This window comes from Limimaricola cinnabarinus LL-001, from assembly GCF_000466965.1.
In the GTDB taxonomy this organism is placed as follows: Bacteria; Pseudomonadota; Alphaproteobacteria; order Rhodobacterales; family Rhodobacteraceae; genus Limimaricola; species Limimaricola cinnabarinus.
Window position 1 is genome coordinate 45,744 of record NZ_BATB01000001.1, and the last position, 15,803, is coordinate 61,546.

The 15,803-nt window shown below is 68.8% G+C and carries 11 protein-coding genes and 2 pseudogenes; 4 read left to right on the plus strand and 9 right to left on the minus strand.

Annotated features, from left to right (window positions below):
* Window positions 1-78: 78 nt before the first annotated feature.
* From glyS to MBELCI_RS00225, 3 genes and pseudogenes are all read right to left on the minus strand, one after another.
* On the minus strand, window positions 79-2,139 hold the full coding sequence (gene glyS, locus MBELCI_RS00220) for a glycine--tRNA ligase subunit beta (protein WP_045319501.1): 2,061 nt from the start codon (window positions 2,137-2,139) through the stop codon (window positions 79-81).
* A 34-nt stretch (window positions 2,140-2,173) separates the two neighbouring features.
* Window positions 2,174-2,659, minus strand: a pseudogene (locus tag MBELCI_RS19695) (DUF6446 family protein); the annotation flags it as partial.
* Window positions 2,656-3,573, minus strand: a complete 918-nt coding sequence (locus tag MBELCI_RS00225) for a glycine--tRNA ligase subunit alpha (protein ID WP_021692101.1) — start codon at window positions 3,571-3,573, stop codon at window positions 2,656-2,658. The gene MBELCI_RS00225 and the pseudogene MBELCI_RS19695, both read right to left, overlap by 4 nt.
* A 178-nt stretch (window positions 3,574-3,751) precedes the next feature.
* Between MBELCI_RS00225 and MBELCI_RS00230 the strand changes: the two genes are divergently transcribed.
* On the plus strand, window positions 3,752-5,524 hold the full coding sequence (locus MBELCI_RS00230) for a trypsin-like peptidase domain-containing protein (protein WP_021692102.1): 1,773 nt from the start codon (window positions 3,752-3,754) through the stop codon (window positions 5,522-5,524).
* Window positions 5,525-5,587: 63 nt separating this feature from the next.
* Here MBELCI_RS00230 and MBELCI_RS00235 read toward each other — a convergent pair whose 3' ends face one another.
* The 4 genes and pseudogenes from MBELCI_RS00235 to metZ form a co-directional block, all read right to left on the minus strand.
* Window positions 5,588-7,183 (minus strand): thiamine pyrophosphate-binding protein, encoded by a 1,596-nt coding sequence (locus MBELCI_RS00235; RefSeq protein ID WP_045319502.1) that lies wholly within the window; start codon window positions 7,181-7,183, stop codon window positions 5,588-5,590.
* Window positions 7,183-8,631 carry a TrkH family potassium uptake protein gene (locus MBELCI_RS00240; RefSeq protein WP_021692104.1) on the minus strand — a complete coding sequence of 483 codons (1,449 nt, stop codon included), beginning with the start codon at window positions 8,629-8,631 and terminating at the stop codon, window positions 7,183-7,185. The genes MBELCI_RS00235 and MBELCI_RS00240 overlap by 1 nt, the downstream gene beginning before the upstream one ends.
* A gap of 98 nt (window positions 8,632-8,729) precedes the next feature.
* Window positions 8,730-9,848 carry a GTP cyclohydrolase FolE2 gene (gene folE2, locus MBELCI_RS00245; protein ID WP_021692105.1) on the minus strand — a complete coding sequence of 373 codons (1,119 nt, stop codon included), beginning with the start codon at window positions 9,846-9,848 and terminating at the stop codon, window positions 8,730-8,732.
* A gap of 95 nt (window positions 9,849-9,943) precedes the next feature.
* Window positions 9,944-11,118: pseudogene (gene metZ / locus MBELCI_RS00250) on the minus strand (O-succinylhomoserine sulfhydrylase).
* Window positions 11,119-11,351: 233 nt separating this feature from the next.
* Here metZ and MBELCI_RS00255 point away from each other — a divergent pair.
* Window positions 11,352-12,053: a glutathione S-transferase N-terminal domain-containing protein gene (locus MBELCI_RS00255; protein WP_021692107.1), complete on the plus strand. Its 702-nt coding sequence runs from the start codon at window positions 11,352-11,354 to the stop codon at window positions 12,051-12,053.
* Between the two features lie 69 nt (window positions 12,054-12,122).
* Here MBELCI_RS00255 and MBELCI_RS00260 read toward each other — a convergent pair whose 3' ends face one another.
* Entirely contained in the window at window positions 12,123-12,722 is a 600-nt protein-coding gene (locus MBELCI_RS00260; RefSeq protein ID WP_021692108.1) for an inner membrane-spanning protein YciB, read from the minus strand.
* Window positions 12,723-12,878: 156 nt separating this feature from the next.
* Between MBELCI_RS00260 and MBELCI_RS00265 the strand changes: the two genes are divergently transcribed.
* Window positions 12,879-13,364, plus strand: coding sequence for an MgtC/SapB family protein (locus tag MBELCI_RS00265; protein WP_021692109.1), 486 nt, complete (start codon window positions 12,879-12,881; stop codon window positions 13,362-13,364).
* Here MBELCI_RS00265 and ftsY read toward each other — a convergent pair.
* Window positions 13,361-14,638, minus strand: a complete 1,278-nt coding sequence (gene ftsY, locus MBELCI_RS00270) for a signal recognition particle-docking protein FtsY (protein WP_021692110.1) — start codon at window positions 14,636-14,638, stop codon at window positions 13,361-13,363. The genes MBELCI_RS00265 and ftsY overlap by 4 nt on opposite strands.
* Before the next feature lie 60 nt (window positions 14,639-14,698).
* Between ftsY and MBELCI_RS00275 the strand changes: the two genes are divergently transcribed.
* Window positions 14,699-15,799, plus strand: a complete 1,101-nt coding sequence (locus MBELCI_RS00275) for an alkane 1-monooxygenase (RefSeq protein WP_021692111.1) — start codon at window positions 14,699-14,701, stop codon at window positions 15,797-15,799.
* Window positions 15,800-15,803: the final 4 nt, after the last annotated feature.

The window sequence follows — 15,803 nt, forward strand, 5'->3', positions numbered from 1 at the left end:
CTGCACTGCGGCACTCCTTGTCGCCGCAAGATAGGCCGTGCGAGGCGATCCGCCAAGCACGGCCTTGGTATTAAGCGCTCAGCCTTCGATTTTCGTCAGGTCCGCCACCGCGCCGCAGGTCGCGCGGATGCGCGACAGCAGGTTGAGCCGGTTGCGGCGCAGCACCTGATTGTCGGCGTTGACCTGCACCGCCTCGAAGAAGGCGTCGATCGGGGCGCGCAAGCTTGCCATCGCGGCCATCGCGGCGCCGAAATCCTCGGATGCCATCGCCGCGTCGATCTTGGGCTGCGCCCCGTCGAGCGCCGCGAAGAGCGCCTTTTCCTCGGCGCTCTCGGCGAATTTCGCGTCGGCGCCATAGGAATACTCGACCCCGTCCTTTTCCTCGGCCTGGGTCAGGATGTTGTTGGCGCGCCTGAAGCCTTGGGTGAGGTTGGTGCCGTCCTCGGTCTTGAGGAAGGCCGCCAGCGCCTCGGCCCGGGCCACCAGAAGCGTCAGGTCGTCATTGCCGGGCATGGCGATGCAGGCGTCGATGACGTCATGCGGGATGCCCTCGGCGCGCAGGTGCACCTTGAGACGGTCGTGGAAGAACGACATGAGGTCGTCGGCGCTGGCGCGCGCGTCGGCCTCGGCGAGCAGGTCGCGCAGCTTCAACCGCAGCCCGTTCGACAATACCAGACGGATCACCCCCAGCGCGGCGCGGCGCAGCGCGAAAGGGTCCTTGGAGCCGGTGGGCTTTTCGTCAATCGCCCAGAAGCCCGCCAGCGTGTCGAGCTTGTCCGCCAATGCCACGGCGACCGAGACCGGCGCGGAGGGCACGGCATCGGAGGGACCGAGCGGCTGGTAATGCTCCTGCGCGGCGGCGGCGATCTCGGGGGAGAGGCCCTGCGCTTGCGCGTAATACCGCCCCATCAGGCCCTGAAGCTCGGGAAACTCGCCGACCATCTCCGAGCGCAGGTCGGCCTTGGCCACCCGCGCGGCCTTCTCGGCGGCGTCGGCCTCGGCCGAGACCTGCGGCGCGATCTCGCGGGCGAGGGCCGCGATGCGGGCGATGCGGTCGGACTGGGAGCCGAGCTTGTTGTGGAAGGTGACGTTGGACAGCCCCTCGACCATGGCTTCGAGCCCCCCCGCCTCGACGATGCGCAGGTCGTTCTCCCAGAAGAACTTGGCATCCGACAGACGCGCGGCGAGCACCTTGCCGTTGCCCGCGAGGATGGTGGCGCCGTGATCCGGCGTCTCGATGTTGGCGACGGTGACGAAGCGGGTGATCTTGCCCGATCTGGGGTCGCGCACCGAAAAGAACTTCTGGTGCTCCTTCATCGAGGTCTGCAGCACCTCGGGCGGCAGGTCGAGGAACTCCTCGCCGATCTCGCCCATCAGCACGACGGGCCATTCGACGAGGCCCGACACCTCGTCGAGAAGCCCGCGATCCTCGACCAGAGCGAGCCCTTGGGCGAAGGCTTGGGACGAGGCTTCGGACCAGATCGTCTCGGCCCGCTCCTCGGCGCGCAGCATCACGCGAGCGCGCTTCAGCTTGGTCTCGTAATCCTCGAAGGAGGACACGGTGAACGCATCCGGCCCCATGAAGCGGTGGCCGCGCGTGGCGGCACCGGCCTCGATGCCCTCGATCTGCATCGGCACGACCTGCGCGCCCTGTTCATCCGTCAGGATGCACAGGATCGAATGCAGCGGCCGCACCCAACGCAGATCGCCCGCGCCCCAGCGCATCGATTTGGGCCATGGAAAGTTGCGGATCGCCGCGTCCAGCACCTCGGCCACGATCGCCTGCGCCGACCGCCCCTCATGGGTGATCCGGGCGAAATAGGCCTGACCCTTCTTCTCGTCGCGGATCTCAAGTTGATCACGGGTGAGGCCGGTCGAACGCAAAAAGCCCTCGAGCGCCTTTTCCGGCGCGTCGGTGCGCGGGCCCTTGCGCTCCTCGACGGTGTCGCGGCTGGCCGCGGTCAGCCCCTCGACCGAAAGGGCAAGGCGGCGCGGCGTGTGAAACGCCCCGGCGGAGGCATAGGTGAGGCCGGCTTCGATGAGGCCGTCGGTGACCATGCGCTTCAGGTCGTCGGCAGCCTTCGCCTGCATGCGGGCGGGAATTTCCTCGGAAAACAGTTCGATCAGCAGGTCGGGCATCAATAGGTCCTTCGGGTGGGGTCGGGCATCCGGGCGGGGCCGGGTCGCCGTCGAAGACGATTTCGCCGCAGACGTTGATCTGGTTCCAGGCGAGCGCGCGCCCGTCGGGCATGACGGCGAGCACGCGGTCGATGCCATAGGGTTCGTTGAGCTTCCAGACATAGGATCGCGCCTGACCGCTCTCGAGCGCCTCGCCCACCTCGCGCGCGTCGAAGCAGTCGAACCAGCCGGGGGCGACCAGCGGCTCGGCGCGCTCGTGGATCACGGCGTTGTCGAAGGCACTGGCGTCTTCGATGGTCATGCAGGCGCGAAAGCGGATCGGCGAGCTGTTGCTGTCGATGGCGCGCAGGTTCGACACGGCGACGGGGACCGGCGCGGCCCGGTCGTCAAGCACCACGACCTCGCCCACTTGGGCCGGCGTCAGCTCGTCGTAATAGGCATAGACCTGCAGGTACCACATCAGCACGCCCGAGAAGAGCGCGAAGGCCAGCAGCACCGAGATGACGATCCGGGTGATCATGCGGCGCCACCGGCGCGCGTGGTCACGAAGGCGTCGGCGCAGGCCTTGGCCAGCGCCCGGACGCGGCCGATATAGGCCTGCCGCTCGGTGACCGAAATGACGCCGCGCGCGTCGAGCAGGTTGAACAGGTGCGACGCCTTGATCGCCTGATCATAGGCGGGATGCGCCATGACGATGCGCTTGCCGGTGCGCGGGTCCTCGGCGGGGGCCGACAGGATCTTCGCGCATTCGGCCTCGGCATCCTCGAAATGCCGCAGCAGCATCTCGGGCGTGGCGGTGTCGAAGTTGTGGCGCGAATACTCTTCCTCGGTTTGGCGGAACACGTCGCCGTATTTGAGCGCGATCGGCGCGTCGGGGACGTTGAACGGCATCTCCATGACGTGATCGACGCCGAGCACATACATCGCCAGACGCTCCAGCCCGTAGGTCAGTTCGCCCGAGACGGGGCGGCAGTCATGGCCGCCAACCTGTTGGAAATAGGTGAACTGCGACACCTCCATGCCGTCGCACCAGACCTCCCAGCCCAGGCCCCAGGCCCCGAGCGTCGGGCTTTCCCAGTCGTCCTCGACGAAGCGGATGTCGTGCAGGCCGGTGTCGATGCCGATGGCGCGCAGCGAGCCGAGATAGAGGTCCTGCAGATCCTTGGGTGAGGGTTTGATGATGACCTGATACTGGTAGTAGTGCTGCAGCCGGTTCGGGTTCTCGCCGTAGCGCCCGTCGGTGGGACGGCGCGAGGGCTGCACATAGGCCGCGGCCCACGGGTGCGAGCCCAGCGCGCGCAGGGTCGTCGCCGGGTGGAAAGTGCCCGCGCCGACCTCCATGTCGTAGGGCTGCAGCACCGCACAGCCCTTCGAGGCCCAGTAGGACTGCAGCCGCAGGATGATTTCCTGAAAGGAGCGGGGAGCGTCGGTCATCTGGGGGCCTCTCGCGGGTTCACGGATCGCGGGTCTGCTTACGGCGCGGCGCTGATAGCGTCAATCATGGCGCGGGCGCGCAACAGCCCCGTTCCGGTGCGGCGCTTTGGCATGGCCCCTGCCCGGGGCAATGCTATGCTCGCAGGCCAGATCCAGAACAACGGGACCCGCGATTCACATGAAACGACTGCTTGCAGCCCTGCTCGCCACCGGTTTCTTCTCTGGCGCGGGATGGGCGCAGGAGGGCGGCGTCTGGCTGCAGGTCGAGGCGTTGCCGACGCTGAACCGCGCAGAGAACCGCGCGCGCGCCTATGCGGGGCGTTTCGACGCGGTTTCGGGCTATGCGCTCGGCAGCGGCTGGTACGGCATTGCGCTGGGTCCCTACGACCCCGCCGAGGCGCAGCGTCTTCTAGGTGAGTTGAAGGCGGCGGGCGCGGTGCCCGGCGACGCCTTCGTGGCCGACGGGGCGCAGTATCGCTCGCGCTTCTGGCCGGTAGGCGCGCGCGGCGATGCGCCAGGCCGCGCGCCGGTCGTGGCCGAGACGGCCACCGCGCCGGCGACGCCCTTGCCCGAGGGGGCTGGGCCGGGGGCGACCTCGCCCGAGGCCCCTGCCCCCGCCCCTCGTGTCGAAACGCTGGCCGAGGCGCGCGCCTCGGAGCGCGATCTCGATCAAGCCGCGCGCGAAGAGGTGCAGGTCGCGCTGCGCTGGGCCGGGGTCTATGACGCAGGCATCGACGGGGCCTTTGGCACGGGCACCCGCGCCGCCATGGCCGCTTGGCAGCGGCAGAATGACCATGAGGAAACCGGCGTGCTGACCTCGACGCAGCGCGCGGCGCTCATCAATGCCTATGACGCGGTGCTCGACGGGCTTGACCTCGCGGTGGTGACTGATGATCAGGCGGGGATCGAGATCGTGATGCCGACCGCTCTCGTCGCGCGCGGCGAGGCGCAGCCGCCCTTAGTGCGCTACGACGCCAGCGGCGAGGAGGCGGTGCGGGTGCTGCTGATCTCCCAGCCCGGCGACGCGCGGCGTCTCGCCGGGCTCTACGAGATATTGCAGACGCTCGAGCTCGTGCCGCCCGAGGGGGCGCGCGGGCTCGACACGAACCGCTTCGTGATCGAAGGGGCGGATGACAGCCGCGTCACCCATGTCGAGGCGGCGCTGATCGACGGCGCGATCAAGGGCTTTGCTCTGGTCTGGCCCGCGAATGACGACAGCCGCCGCGCGCGGGTGCTGTCGGAAATGACGGCGAGCTTCAAGGCGCTGCCGGGTGTGCTCGAACGCGGCAAGGTACCCGCTGACGAGGCGCAGGCCATTGATCTGGTCTCGGGGCTGCAGATCCGTACACCGCTGCGCGAGCGGGCCGGCGTCTTCGTCGATGCGCGCGGCATCGTCGCCACGACAACGGAGGCGGTCTCGGGCTGCGGCGACGTGGCGATCGACGGGCAGCTCGGTGCGACGCTAATGATGCAGGACGCGGCTTCGGGTCTCGCGCTGCTGCGTCCTGCCACGCCGCTGGCCCCGCGGGGGGTCGCCACGTTCCAGACCGGCGTGCCGCGCATCGACGACAAAATCGCCGTGGCCGGGTTCCCCTATGGCGGCGCGCTGTCGGTGGCGGCGACGACCTTCGGCCGCCTCGCCGATATTCGCGGGCTCGGCGGCGAGGAGGATCTCAAGCGACTCGACCTGAACGCACAGCCCGGCGATGCGGGCGGGCCGGTGCTCGACATGGGCGGCGCGGTGCTGGGGCTATTGCTGCCGGGCGACCGCCAATCGGGCCGGGTGCTGCCCTCCGGCGTGGCGCTGGCGCTTGAAAGCGAGGTCGTGCTCACGGCGCTCGAAGCTGCAGGCGTCGAGGCCAAGCGCACCGAGGCGCGTATCGAAGAGACGGTGCAGGCCGTGGCCCGGCGCGCGGGCGAGATGACGGCGCTGGTGAGCTGCTGGGAGTAAGGCGCAGGCCGGGATGGCAGGCGGTCCCTGCCCGCCATCCCGGGTCGTAGATCAGGCCAGGATTCAGGTCAGGCCCGGCGTGAGCCGGATCAGCGTCGGCCCGTCGGCGGCAAGCGCGCGCTCGAGCGCCGGCGCGATCGCGTCGAGGCTTTCGGGCGTCTCTGCCTCCGCCCCCCAAGCCCGGGCCAGCGCGCAAAAATCGGGGTTGCGCTGATGCACCGCGCGCGGCGCGATCTGAGCTGCGACCATGCTGGCCTCGATCTCGCCCAACCGCTCATTGTCCCACACCACGAGCGGCAGCGACAGGCCCAGCTCGACCGCCGTGCCCAGCTCCTGAATCGTGTATTGCACGCCGTAATCCCCGGCGAGCGCTACCACCGGCACCTCAGGGCGGCCCACCGCCGCGCCGATCGCGGCGGGCAGCGCGTAGCCCAGCGTGCCAAAGCCAGAAGGGTGATGCCACAGCCCCGGCGCGGATGCGGGCCAAGCTTCGACCGCCGCATAGGCGATCTGGGTCATGTCCGAGAACACCATCGCCTCCGGCGGCAGCGCCTCGCGCAGCGCGCCGATCACCGCCAGCAGCCCCGGCCTGTCGGCGTCGATCTCGGCGAACCAGCGTCGCCGCGCGGCGTCGATCCGGTCGGGCTGCCAGTCCGAAGCGGCGGCCCCCTGCCCCAGCGCCGCGCCGATCATCGCCAGCCCCGCCGCTGCATCACCGGCAAGCCGCAGCTCGGACCGGGTGTCGGCGGCGAGGATCGCGGGATCAATGTCGAGCCGGATCACCCGCGCATGGTCGTCGAAGCCGGGCGTCTCGCGCCACAGATCCGTCTCGGACAGCGCGCAGCCCGCCACCAGCACCACATCGGCGCGGGCGATCTCGCGGGCGCTGTCGGGCCGGGCAAGAAAACTGCCGAAATGTAGCGGATCGCCCGGTGCGATGACGCCGCGCCCGGCGCTGGTCACGAAGCTCGCGGCCCCGAGCCGGGCCGCCAGAGCGCGCGCCTCGGGCGCAGCCCCCCTGGTGCCGCCCCCGAGGATCAGCAGCGGCCGGCGCGCCTCGGCCAGAAGCCGCGCCGCACGGGTGACGATACCGGGATCGGGGCGGCCGGGCGGCTGGGGCCGCACGGCGGGAGGGGCGGCGGGCGCGGCCGCCTCGAGCAGTGGGATCGGAACCTGCATATGCGCAGGCCGCGGGCGGCGCTCGGCAAAGCCAGCGAAGGCGCGATCGAGCAGCGCATAGGCGTGATCGGCGTCGCGCGCCTCCTCGGACCACGCGGTGACGGCGGCGGCAGCGGCGCGCTGGTCGCGCATCTCGTGCAGGCGGTGATCGGGCGGGCCGCCATTCGGAAGACAGGAGGAGAGCGCCAACACCGCGACGCTGTCGGACCAACTCTGGCCCAGCGGCGTCATCAGGTTGCACAGCCCCGGCCCCGAGATCACGCAGGCCACGCCGGGCCACCCGGTCGCGCGCGCATAGCCGTCGGCCATGAAGCCCGCGCCCTGTTCGTGGCGCGCCAGCACATGGCGCAGCCCCGCCTCATCGAGACCGCGATAGATCTCCTGGTTGTGGACGCCGGGGATGCCGAACACCACCTCGACGCCGCGCGCGGCCAGCGCATGGGCCAGCTGCACTCCAAGAGGGCGTCGGTCTTGCGGCATCACGATCTCCAGAACTCGCGGGTGACGACCACCAGCACCACCAGAAGCTCGAGCCGTCCGATGAACATGGCGATGGTGAGGATCCACTTGGACACATCCGGCAGCGGCTGGAAGTTGCCCGCCGGGCCGATGATCGGCCCCAGCCCCGGCCCCACATTGGCGATGGAGGTCGCGGCCCCTGACACGCTGGTGATGAAGTCGAGACCGGTCAGCGACAGCAGCACCGAGGTGATGCCGATCGAAACGATGAACACCACGAAGAAGGACATCACCGAGGACAGCACGTCCGGCGGCACCGGCCGCCCGTCATAGCGCGGCATGAAGACACCGTGCGGCTGGTGGATCTTGCGGATCTGCGCCGCGATCGAGGCGAAGAGGATCTGGTAGCGGAAGATCTTGACCGAACAGGCGGTCGAGCCGGCGCAGCCGCCGATCAGCCCGATGAAGAAGAACATCGCCACTGGGAACGGGCCCCATGTCATGTAGTCGGCGCTGGCATAGCCGGTGCCCGACATGATCGAGACCACGTTGAACAGCGATTCGCGGAACGCGACCTCGCTGAAGCCATGGGTATAGTCGGCCAACGACAGCGCGATCAGCAGCACGCAGACGAGGATCGTCAGGAAGAAGTCGCGCACCTGCGTGTCGCGCAGCAGGGGCCGCGCCTGACCGGCGGCGAGCTGCACGTAGCGCACGAAGGGGAGGGCCGCGAGAAACATGAAGACCGTGCCGACGTAATGCGCGCCCGCGCCATAGGCCGCGAAGGAGGCGTCGGTGGTGGCGAAGCCGCCCGTCGAAATCGTGGTCATCGCGTGCACCACCGCGTCGAAGGGCTCCATGCCGGTGGTGATGTAGGCGAGGATGCAGGCCAGCGTCAGCCCGACATAGATCACCGAGATGCCGCTCGCGATCTCGGCGGCGCGGGGCAGGATCTTGCCCATGGTCTCGAAGGCTTCGGAGCGGAACACCTGCATGCCGCCCACCTTGAGTTCGGGCAGGAACACCATGGCAACGACGATGATGCCGATGCCGCCCAGCCATTGCAGGATGCCGCGCCATAGCAGGATGCCTTGCGGCAGATCGTCGAGACCTGTGAGCACGGTGCCGCCGGTGGTCGTGATCCCCGACATCGCCTCGAACACCGCGTCGGTGACGCTGCTGTCGGTGGCGCCGAGGATGAAGGGCAAGGCCCCGAAGCTCGGCAGCGAGATCCACACCGAGGCGGTCACCAGAAAGGTCTGGCGCAAGGTGAGCTTGGGCTTCACCCCGTTGTGGCACGACAGCGCCGTCAGAAGGCCGGTGAGCAGCGTCAGTACGGCGCTTTGGAGAAACACCGGCCAATGGCCGTTGCGTGCCCCGATATCGGCCAGCATCGGACCCAGCATGGTCAGACCCAGCACCGACAACAGAAGGCCGTTCACATATCCGACGGGGCGCAGGTCGATCATGCCGGAGCGTTGTCCCAGCCCCCTTGCCCTGTCAAGCGAAGGGCGCGGGCACGCTGCGGAACGTGGCGCGCCTGCCGCGGCGGCGGCAGCGCGCGGCTTCAGCCGGCGTGAAGCAGGCTCGCGAAGAGCTGCGGATCGAGGCTTTCATTGGCGAAGGTCGTCCCTTCGGTCAGCAGGCTCACCGCGTCGTGGCTGTGCAGGCTTTCCTGATGGCTGGCCATCACGCGAAAATCGCCGATGCGCGGATCGGCCATGAGCTGCTCGGCAAAGAGCCGGGCCGCGTCCTCGACGAAGATCGGGTTGGCGGCGTTGAGCTCGGCGAAGGCCTGCTCGTCCTCGCGCTTGACCATCACCTGCGTCTCGGTCGGCACGGCGGCGCGGGCCATCTCGACCAGATCCTCGAACCACAGCACCGGGCCGGGCTCGGCCACGACCGAGAGCCGCGCGACGGACCGCTGCGAATGCGGCGTGGCGAGCTGGCCGCGGAACTGGCGCGCATGCTCGGAAAGTTCGAGAGAACACGGACAGGTCGAGGAATAGACATAATCGAGATGGATGATCTTCTTGGCCACACCGGCCTGTTCCACCAATTCGAGCGTGAGGTCATAATATTGATAGCCCGAGAGCCCCGAGCGCAGCGAAGGGCGCAGCATCGGAAACCGCACGCGCATCTGGATGCGCGCGTCGAAGCTCTTGAGATCGGCGATGTAGTCGGCGAGCGCCGCCTCGATCACGTCGAAGGAGAAAGTTTTGTCGGCATGGCGGTAGAAGGACCGCATGATGCGCGACATGTTGATGCCCTTCTTCTCGGCCTCGAGGCTGACCGTGCCGGTCACGCTGGCCTCGAGCGCGATGTCGTCGCCGTCGCGGGTGTGGAACTTGATCGGCAGGCGGAAGTTCGAGATGCCGACATGCTGGATCGCGCGCGCGGCGCCGCGGATTAGGCTGGAAGGACCGTTCTGCAGGTCGGGCAGCATCGCGCGGTAGGCGTCGTCGACGACGAAATCCTCCGGGTAGGCGCGCGCCAGCGCCGGGTAGTTCGACAGCTCCTGCCCCGGCACCAGCCGACCGATCAGCGGGTCGAGCGTGGCGACCTCTTCGGGCGTGGCGAGCGTGGCCCAGCTGCGCAGCAGGCGCAGCGCCGCAGCCGCGTCGTCGCGGTTCGGAACAGGGTGGGAATCATTGGAGCGATGCAGATCGCGGGTGGCTTGCGTCACGAGGGATATCCTCCGGTCGGTCGACCCCCACCATATAGGAGGTCTGCGAGTGATGTTCAGGCCTGCCGCGATCTGCCCGGTCCGGTTTTCCGAACTCAGATGGCCGCGATTGCGTGTCTCAGATCCTCGATCAGATCCTCGGCATCCTCGAGCCCGACAGACAACCGGATCAGGCCCGGTGTGATTCCAAGTGCCGCTTTTTGTGACTCCGGCAACCTTTGATGCGTGGTCGATGCCGGATGGGTCGCGATTGACTTGGCATCCCCAAGGTTGTTCGAAATGATCACGATGTCGAGAAAATTCAGAAGCTTGAATGCAGCTTCTCGCGAACCTGCGTCGAAAACGACGACAGTGCCGCCGGCGCCATCTGCCGCTCGACGAGGTCGTGCTGCGGATGGGTGGGCAGACCGGGGTAGATCACCTGGGCCAGTTTGCTTTCCTGCGACAGGGCCTGAGCCACGCGCCCGGCGCTTTCGGTCTGCGCGCGCACACGAAGCTCGATGGTCTCCAGCCCCTTGAGCATGAGCCATGCGCTGAAGGGCGAAAGCGAGCCGCCGGTGTGCTTCATGTAGGGCTCGACCACGCCGCGGATGTGCTCCTCGGTGCCGAGGATCACGCCGCCCAGCGCCCGGCCCTGACCGTCGATATGCTTGGTGGCCGAATAGACGACGACATCGGCGCCCTGGGCGATCGCCTCCGAATAGACCGGCGTGGCGAAGACGTTGTCGCAGACCACCTTGGCGCCGACGGCGTGGGCCAGCTCGGACACCGCGGCGATGTCGACCACCTCGAGCGCCGGGTTCGAGACGCTCTCGAAGAACACCGCCGCCGTGTCGGGGCGGATCGCGGCGCGCCACTCGTCGAGGTTCTTGCCGTCGACGAAGCTCACCTCGACGCCGTAGCGCGGCAGGATCTCCTCTAGGATGTAGAGGCACGAGCCGAACAGCGCCCGGCTCGACACGACATGGTCGCCCGCCTTGAGCATGGAGGTCAGAGCGCCGTTGACGGCGGCCATGCCGGAGGCGCAGGCGAAGGCGGCCTCGGCCCCTTCGAGCGAGGCCAGCCGGTCCTCGAACATCTTGACCGTCGGGTTGCCGTAGCGGGCATAGATGAACTCGTCGCCCTCGATCTTGACGAAACGCTGCTCGGCGGCCTCGGCACTGTCATAGACGAAGCCCTGCGTCATGAAGATCGCCTCGCTCACCTCGCCATACTGGCTGCGGCGGGTGCCGGCGTGAACCGCGCGGGTGCGTTTGCGATATTCGGTCATGTGATGGCCTCCGGGCCGAGTTGTTCCGGGGCGGCACGGTCGGTCGCGGCACAGAGGCCGCGCCCCGGTCCGGACGCCGCTGTCTGACGTCGCGATAGCTGCCGGCCCGGTCCCGGTCAAGCGTGGCACCGGCGCGGCCCGTTCCGCCCCCGACCGGTCCCGCCTGCCCTGCCCGCTTGCATCCGCCGCGTGGCCTGCCAGTCTTGCCGGATCACCGCAGGAGGATCCTCGCCATGCCCGACCCCATCGATCTGCATTACTGGCCCACCCCGAACGGCTGGAAGGTGTCGATCGCGCTCGAGGAGATGGGCCTGCCCTACGCGGTGCATCTGGTGGACATCGGCGCGGGCGATCAGCGCCGCCCCGAATTCCTTGCGCTGTCGCCCAACGGCCGGATGCCCGCGATCACCGATCCTGACGGCCCCGACGGCGCGCCGGTCTCGATCTTCGAAAGCGGTGCGATCCTGCAATATCTCGCGCGCAAGACCGGCCGTTTCTGCGGCGCGACCGAAAGGGCGCGCATCGCGGTTGACCAGTGGCTGATGTGGCAGATGGGCGGGCTGGGGCCGATGGCCGGACAGGCGCATCATTTCCTGCACTACGCGCCGAACCTGACCCCGCCGCAGGACATCGCCTATGCCAAGGACCGCTACAGGGGCGAGGCCGCGCGGCTTTACGGCGTGCTCGACCGGCAGCTCACCCGCGCCGAGTTCGTGGCGGGCGACGACTATACTATCGCCGACATGGCGGTGTTTCCGTGGGCCCGGCTCTGGGCGCGACAGGAGCAGAAGATCGAGGATTTCCCGCATATGGCGCGGTGGCTCGACACGCTGGAGGGCCGCCCGGCCACCGCGCGCGGCGTCGCGCTGCATCTCGACAGGAGGCAGGGCACGGCGGACCGCGACCAGCAAAGGCACATGTTCGGCCAGCGTTAGGAAACGACCCCGGCGGCCCCGCGCATGCGCCGGGCCACCTTGTGCCTCAGAGACTCGAAATCCGAGGGGCTATTTCTCGGGCTCGATCATGTAGCACTGCAAGGCCGCGATCTGCAGCCACAGGAACACAAAGAGCGCCGCCGGAAAGGCGAAGGTCTCGAGCTTGACCCAAAGCTCCTCGGACTGGGTGCGCCAGATGATCTCGTTGGCCACGGCGAGGGCTGCGAACATCATCGCGAGTCGACGGGTGAGCAGCAGCCAGCCCTCATGGCGCATCGGCAGCGCCTCGCCCATCACCCATTCGAGCCAGCTCTTTCGCAGCAAGAGCCCGGTCGCGAGGATCACGGCGAAGAGGCCATAGACGATGGTGGTCTTCATCATGAAGAACCGCTCGTCGTTGAACCACGCGGTGAGGCCGCCGAAGAAGATCACCATGAAGGCGGTGAAGATCTGCATCCGGCTCAGCGCCCCGGTGAGCACCCAGAGCGCACCCATGGCGGCGAGCAGGATCGGGATGAAGATCAGCGTGGCGAGGATGAAGCCCGAATATTCCGTTCCCGCGATCACGAAGCTGTCGTCCTTGATCCTGAGATAGACAAGGAAGAAGGCCAGCGTCGGTCCCAGTTCCAAAGCCTGCTTGAGCCAAGGGCTGATGTTGCGTTGCGCCATTTCCGGTCTCCCCTATGGGCGCACCGCGCCCGCTGTCGGGCCTGACATACGCGTTACACCCCCTTTGGACCAGTCCCCGGCGGCTTGGCACCGGGCCGGGAACACGGCGCGGTGATGCGCCGTTGTCACGCAAACGACCAAGGGAGACCCCGATCCATGCTCGAAGCGCTGCAAGCCGATCTCGCCACCGGGTTTCGCTCCACCGGCCCGTGGGTCGCGGCGATGCGGCTCATGGCGGCGATCGTGCTGACCGGGATCATCGGGATCGAGCGCGAATGGCGAGGCAAGCCCGCGGGACTGCGTACCCATATCCTCGTGGGGCTCGCCGCCGCGCTCTTCGTGATGCTGGGCCAGGAGGTCACGCAGCTCGATTTCGGCGGCACCGACGACAAGCGGATCGACCCCTTGCGCCTGATCGAGGCGGTGACCTCGGGCGTGGCCTTCCTCGCGGCGGGCATCATCTTCACCTCCAAGGGCGAGGTGCGCAACATCACCACCGGCGCGTCGCTCTGGCTCGCGGGGGCCGTGGGTCTGGGCTGCGGCGCGGGGCAGATCCCGCTTGCCGCAATGGCCAGCGTGATGGTGGTCGTGGTGTTGATGCTGCTGCGCGAGGTCGAGCGTCTGCTCGGCTGGCACGACTAGGCCAGCTCTCCTTCCGCGCCCGTCAGCGCGCGGGCGAACTCCTCGGGGTCGAAGGGCGCGAGATCGTCGATCTGTTCGCCCACGCCGATGGCATGGATCGGCAGGCCGAAGCGGTCCGCCAGCGCCACCAGCACGCCGCCGCGCGCGGTGCCGTCGAGCTTGGTCATCACGAGGCCCGACACGTCGGCGATGTTGCGGAAGATCTCGACCTGGCTCAGCGCGTTCTGCCCCGTGGTGGCATCGAGCACGAGAAGCGTGTTGTGCGGCGCATCCGGGTCCTTCTTGCGGATCACCCGGACGATCTTCGACAGCTCCTCCATGAGATCCTGCCGGTTCTGCAACCGTCCGGCGGTGTCGATGAGCAGCAGATCCGCGCCATCGGCCTGCGCCTTCGTCATGGCGTCATAGGCGAGGCTCGCGGGGTCGGTGCCCTGCGGTGCGGTCATCACCGGCACGCCGGCGCGGTCGCCCCAGATCTGCAGCTGTTCGACGGCCGCCGCGCGGAAGGTGTCGCCCGCGGCGATCACCACCGACTTGCCGGCCTCGCGGAACTGGGAGGCGAGCTTGCCGATGGTGGTGGTCTTGCCCGAGCCGTTGACGCCGACGACCAGCACCACCTGCGGCGTCTTGGCATAGATCGGCATGGGCCGGGCGACCGGCTCCATGATGCGGGAAATCTCGCCTGCGAGCAGGTCCTTGATCTCGGGCACCGAGAGTTTGCGGCCCATGCGCCCCTCGGCGATGTTGGCAGTGACGCGCAGCGCCGTCTCGACGCCCATGTCGGACTGGATCAACAGCTCTTCGAGCCGCTCGAGCATGGCGTCGTCAAGCTCGCGGCGCGGTGCGGTATCGCCGCCTCTGCCGAACAGGCGGCCGATCAGGCCGGGCTTCTGCGCGGCGGGTTCGGGTGCCGGTTCGGGATCGCGCTCCTCGCGCACCGGTGGCGCGGTGGGCGTCACCGGTGCGGCGGGCATGCCGGGGGTCACCGGGGGCGAGACAGGCGGCACGGCGTCAGGCGTGGCGGGACGCGGGCCTGCGGGGGCGCTGGGCTCGGGGCGCCGCTCGGGTTCGGGTTTGGATTCGGGGGCGGGCTGCGGCTCCGGAGCGGAGGGCGCAGGATTTGGTTCGGGGATCGGCTCGGCAGTCGGTTCGGGCGCGGCGGTCTCCTGCGGCGCGGCGCTGTCGGCCCCCTCCTCGACGATCTCCTCGAGCCCGCGGTCGAGCTTGGACGACGAGGTGAAGAGTCGGTCTTTGAGTTTTCCGAAAAAGGACATGCGCCGCCCGGTCCTGCTGTCTTTGATGTTACCTCCTTCACCTAACCCTTGCGAGGGATCTTGGAAAGGGAGGGGCGTCCGCGCAAGGATGCCCTGCCCACCGCCTTCGAGGTCGTCATGCCGTTCGCCTTCGCCACCGCCACGCTGCTGCCGCTGCCGCTGATCGCGGCGGCGATGGTATGGGGCGGGATCTGGGCGCTGGTCGCGCCGCTGGCGCTGACGCTTCTGGCGGCCACGCTCGACGAGATCGGCGCGCGGCTCGCGCCGCCGCGCCCGGGGGCGGAGTTCCCGGTTTCGGGCGCGCTCTCGACGGCGATCGGGTGGGCGCATTTCGCGGTGCTGGCGGGGGCTGTCTGGGCGCTGGCGGGCGGCTGGCTCGGAGCATTGGAAAAGGCCGCGGTCTTCGCCGCCGCCGGGCTCTGGCTCGGTCAGGTGGGCAACGCCAACGCGCATGAGTTGATCCACCGCTCCGCGCGAGGGGCGCGCAGGCTCGGGGTCGCGGTCTATGTCTCGTTGTTGTTCGGGCATCATGCCTCGGCGCATCCGCTGGTGCATCATGTCCGGGTGGCGACCCGCGACGACCCGGCCACCGCGCGGCGCGGCGAAGGCTTCTGGCGCTATGCGCCCCGCGCCTGGCGCGGCGGGTTCCGCGAGGGGTGGCGCGCCGAGACGGCGCGACGGCGCGCGGGCGCGCGCGGAACGCACCCTTACCGGATCTATGCGAGCGGTGCGGCGCTGGCGCTCGGGGCTTCGCTGCTGCTGGCCGGTTGGGGCGGGGTCGCCGCGCATCTGGCTCTCGCCGGATTCGCGCAGATGCAGCTGCTGCTGTCGGACTACGTGCAGCACTACGGTCTGGAGCGGGCGCGGCGCGGCGATGGCCGCCCCGAACCGGTGGACGCGCGGCACAGCTGGAACAGTCCGCACCCGGTCTCCTCGTGGATGATGCTGAACGCGCCGCGCCATTCGGACCACCACGCACGCCCCTCCCGGCCCTACCCCGCGCTCGATCTGCCGCAGGCGGCACCGATGCTGCCGCGCAGCCTGCCGGTGATGGCCTGCCTCGCGCTGTGGCCCCGCGCATGGCGACGGGTGATGGACCCGCGCGTGGCGAAATGGCGCGCAGCGGAGCGGAAGGGGCTGGCGGCGGAGGTGGCGGAGTGAGAGC

Bases quoted from the DNA above. Each gene is read 5' to 3' on its own strand.
- ftsY (WP_021692110.1), bottom strand. From the start codon at position 14,638: ATGTCCTTTTTCGGAAAACTCAAAGACCGACTCTTCACCTCGTCGTCC.
- glyS (WP_045319501.1), bottom strand. From the start codon at position 2,139: ATGCCCGACCTGCTGATCGAACTGTTTTCCGAGGAAATTCCCGCCCGC.
- MBELCI_RS00230 (WP_021692102.1), top strand. From the start codon at position 3,752: ATGAAACGACTGCTTGCAGCCCTGCTCGCCACCGGTTTCTTCTCTGGC.
- MBELCI_RS00265 (WP_021692109.1), top strand. From the start codon at position 12,879: ATGCTCGAAGCGCTGCAAGCCGATCTCGCCACCGGGTTTCGCTCCACC.
- MBELCI_RS00225 (WP_021692101.1), bottom strand. From the start codon at position 3,573: ATGACCGACGCTCCCCGCTCCTTTCAGGAAATCATCCTGCGGCTGCAG.
- MBELCI_RS00240 (WP_021692104.1), bottom strand. From the start codon at position 8,631: ATGATCGACCTGCGCCCCGTCGGATATGTGAACGGCCTTCTGTTGTCG.
- MBELCI_RS00255 (WP_021692107.1), top strand. From the start codon at position 11,352: ATGCCCGACCCCATCGATCTGCATTACTGGCCCACCCCGAACGGCTGG.
- MBELCI_RS00235 (WP_045319502.1), bottom strand. From the start codon at position 7,183: ATGCCGCAAGACCGACGCCCTCTTGGAGTGCAGCTGGCCCATGCGCTG.
- MBELCI_RS00260 (WP_021692108.1), bottom strand. From the start codon at position 12,722: ATGGCGCAACGCAACATCAGCCCTTGGCTCAAGCAGGCTTTGGAACTG.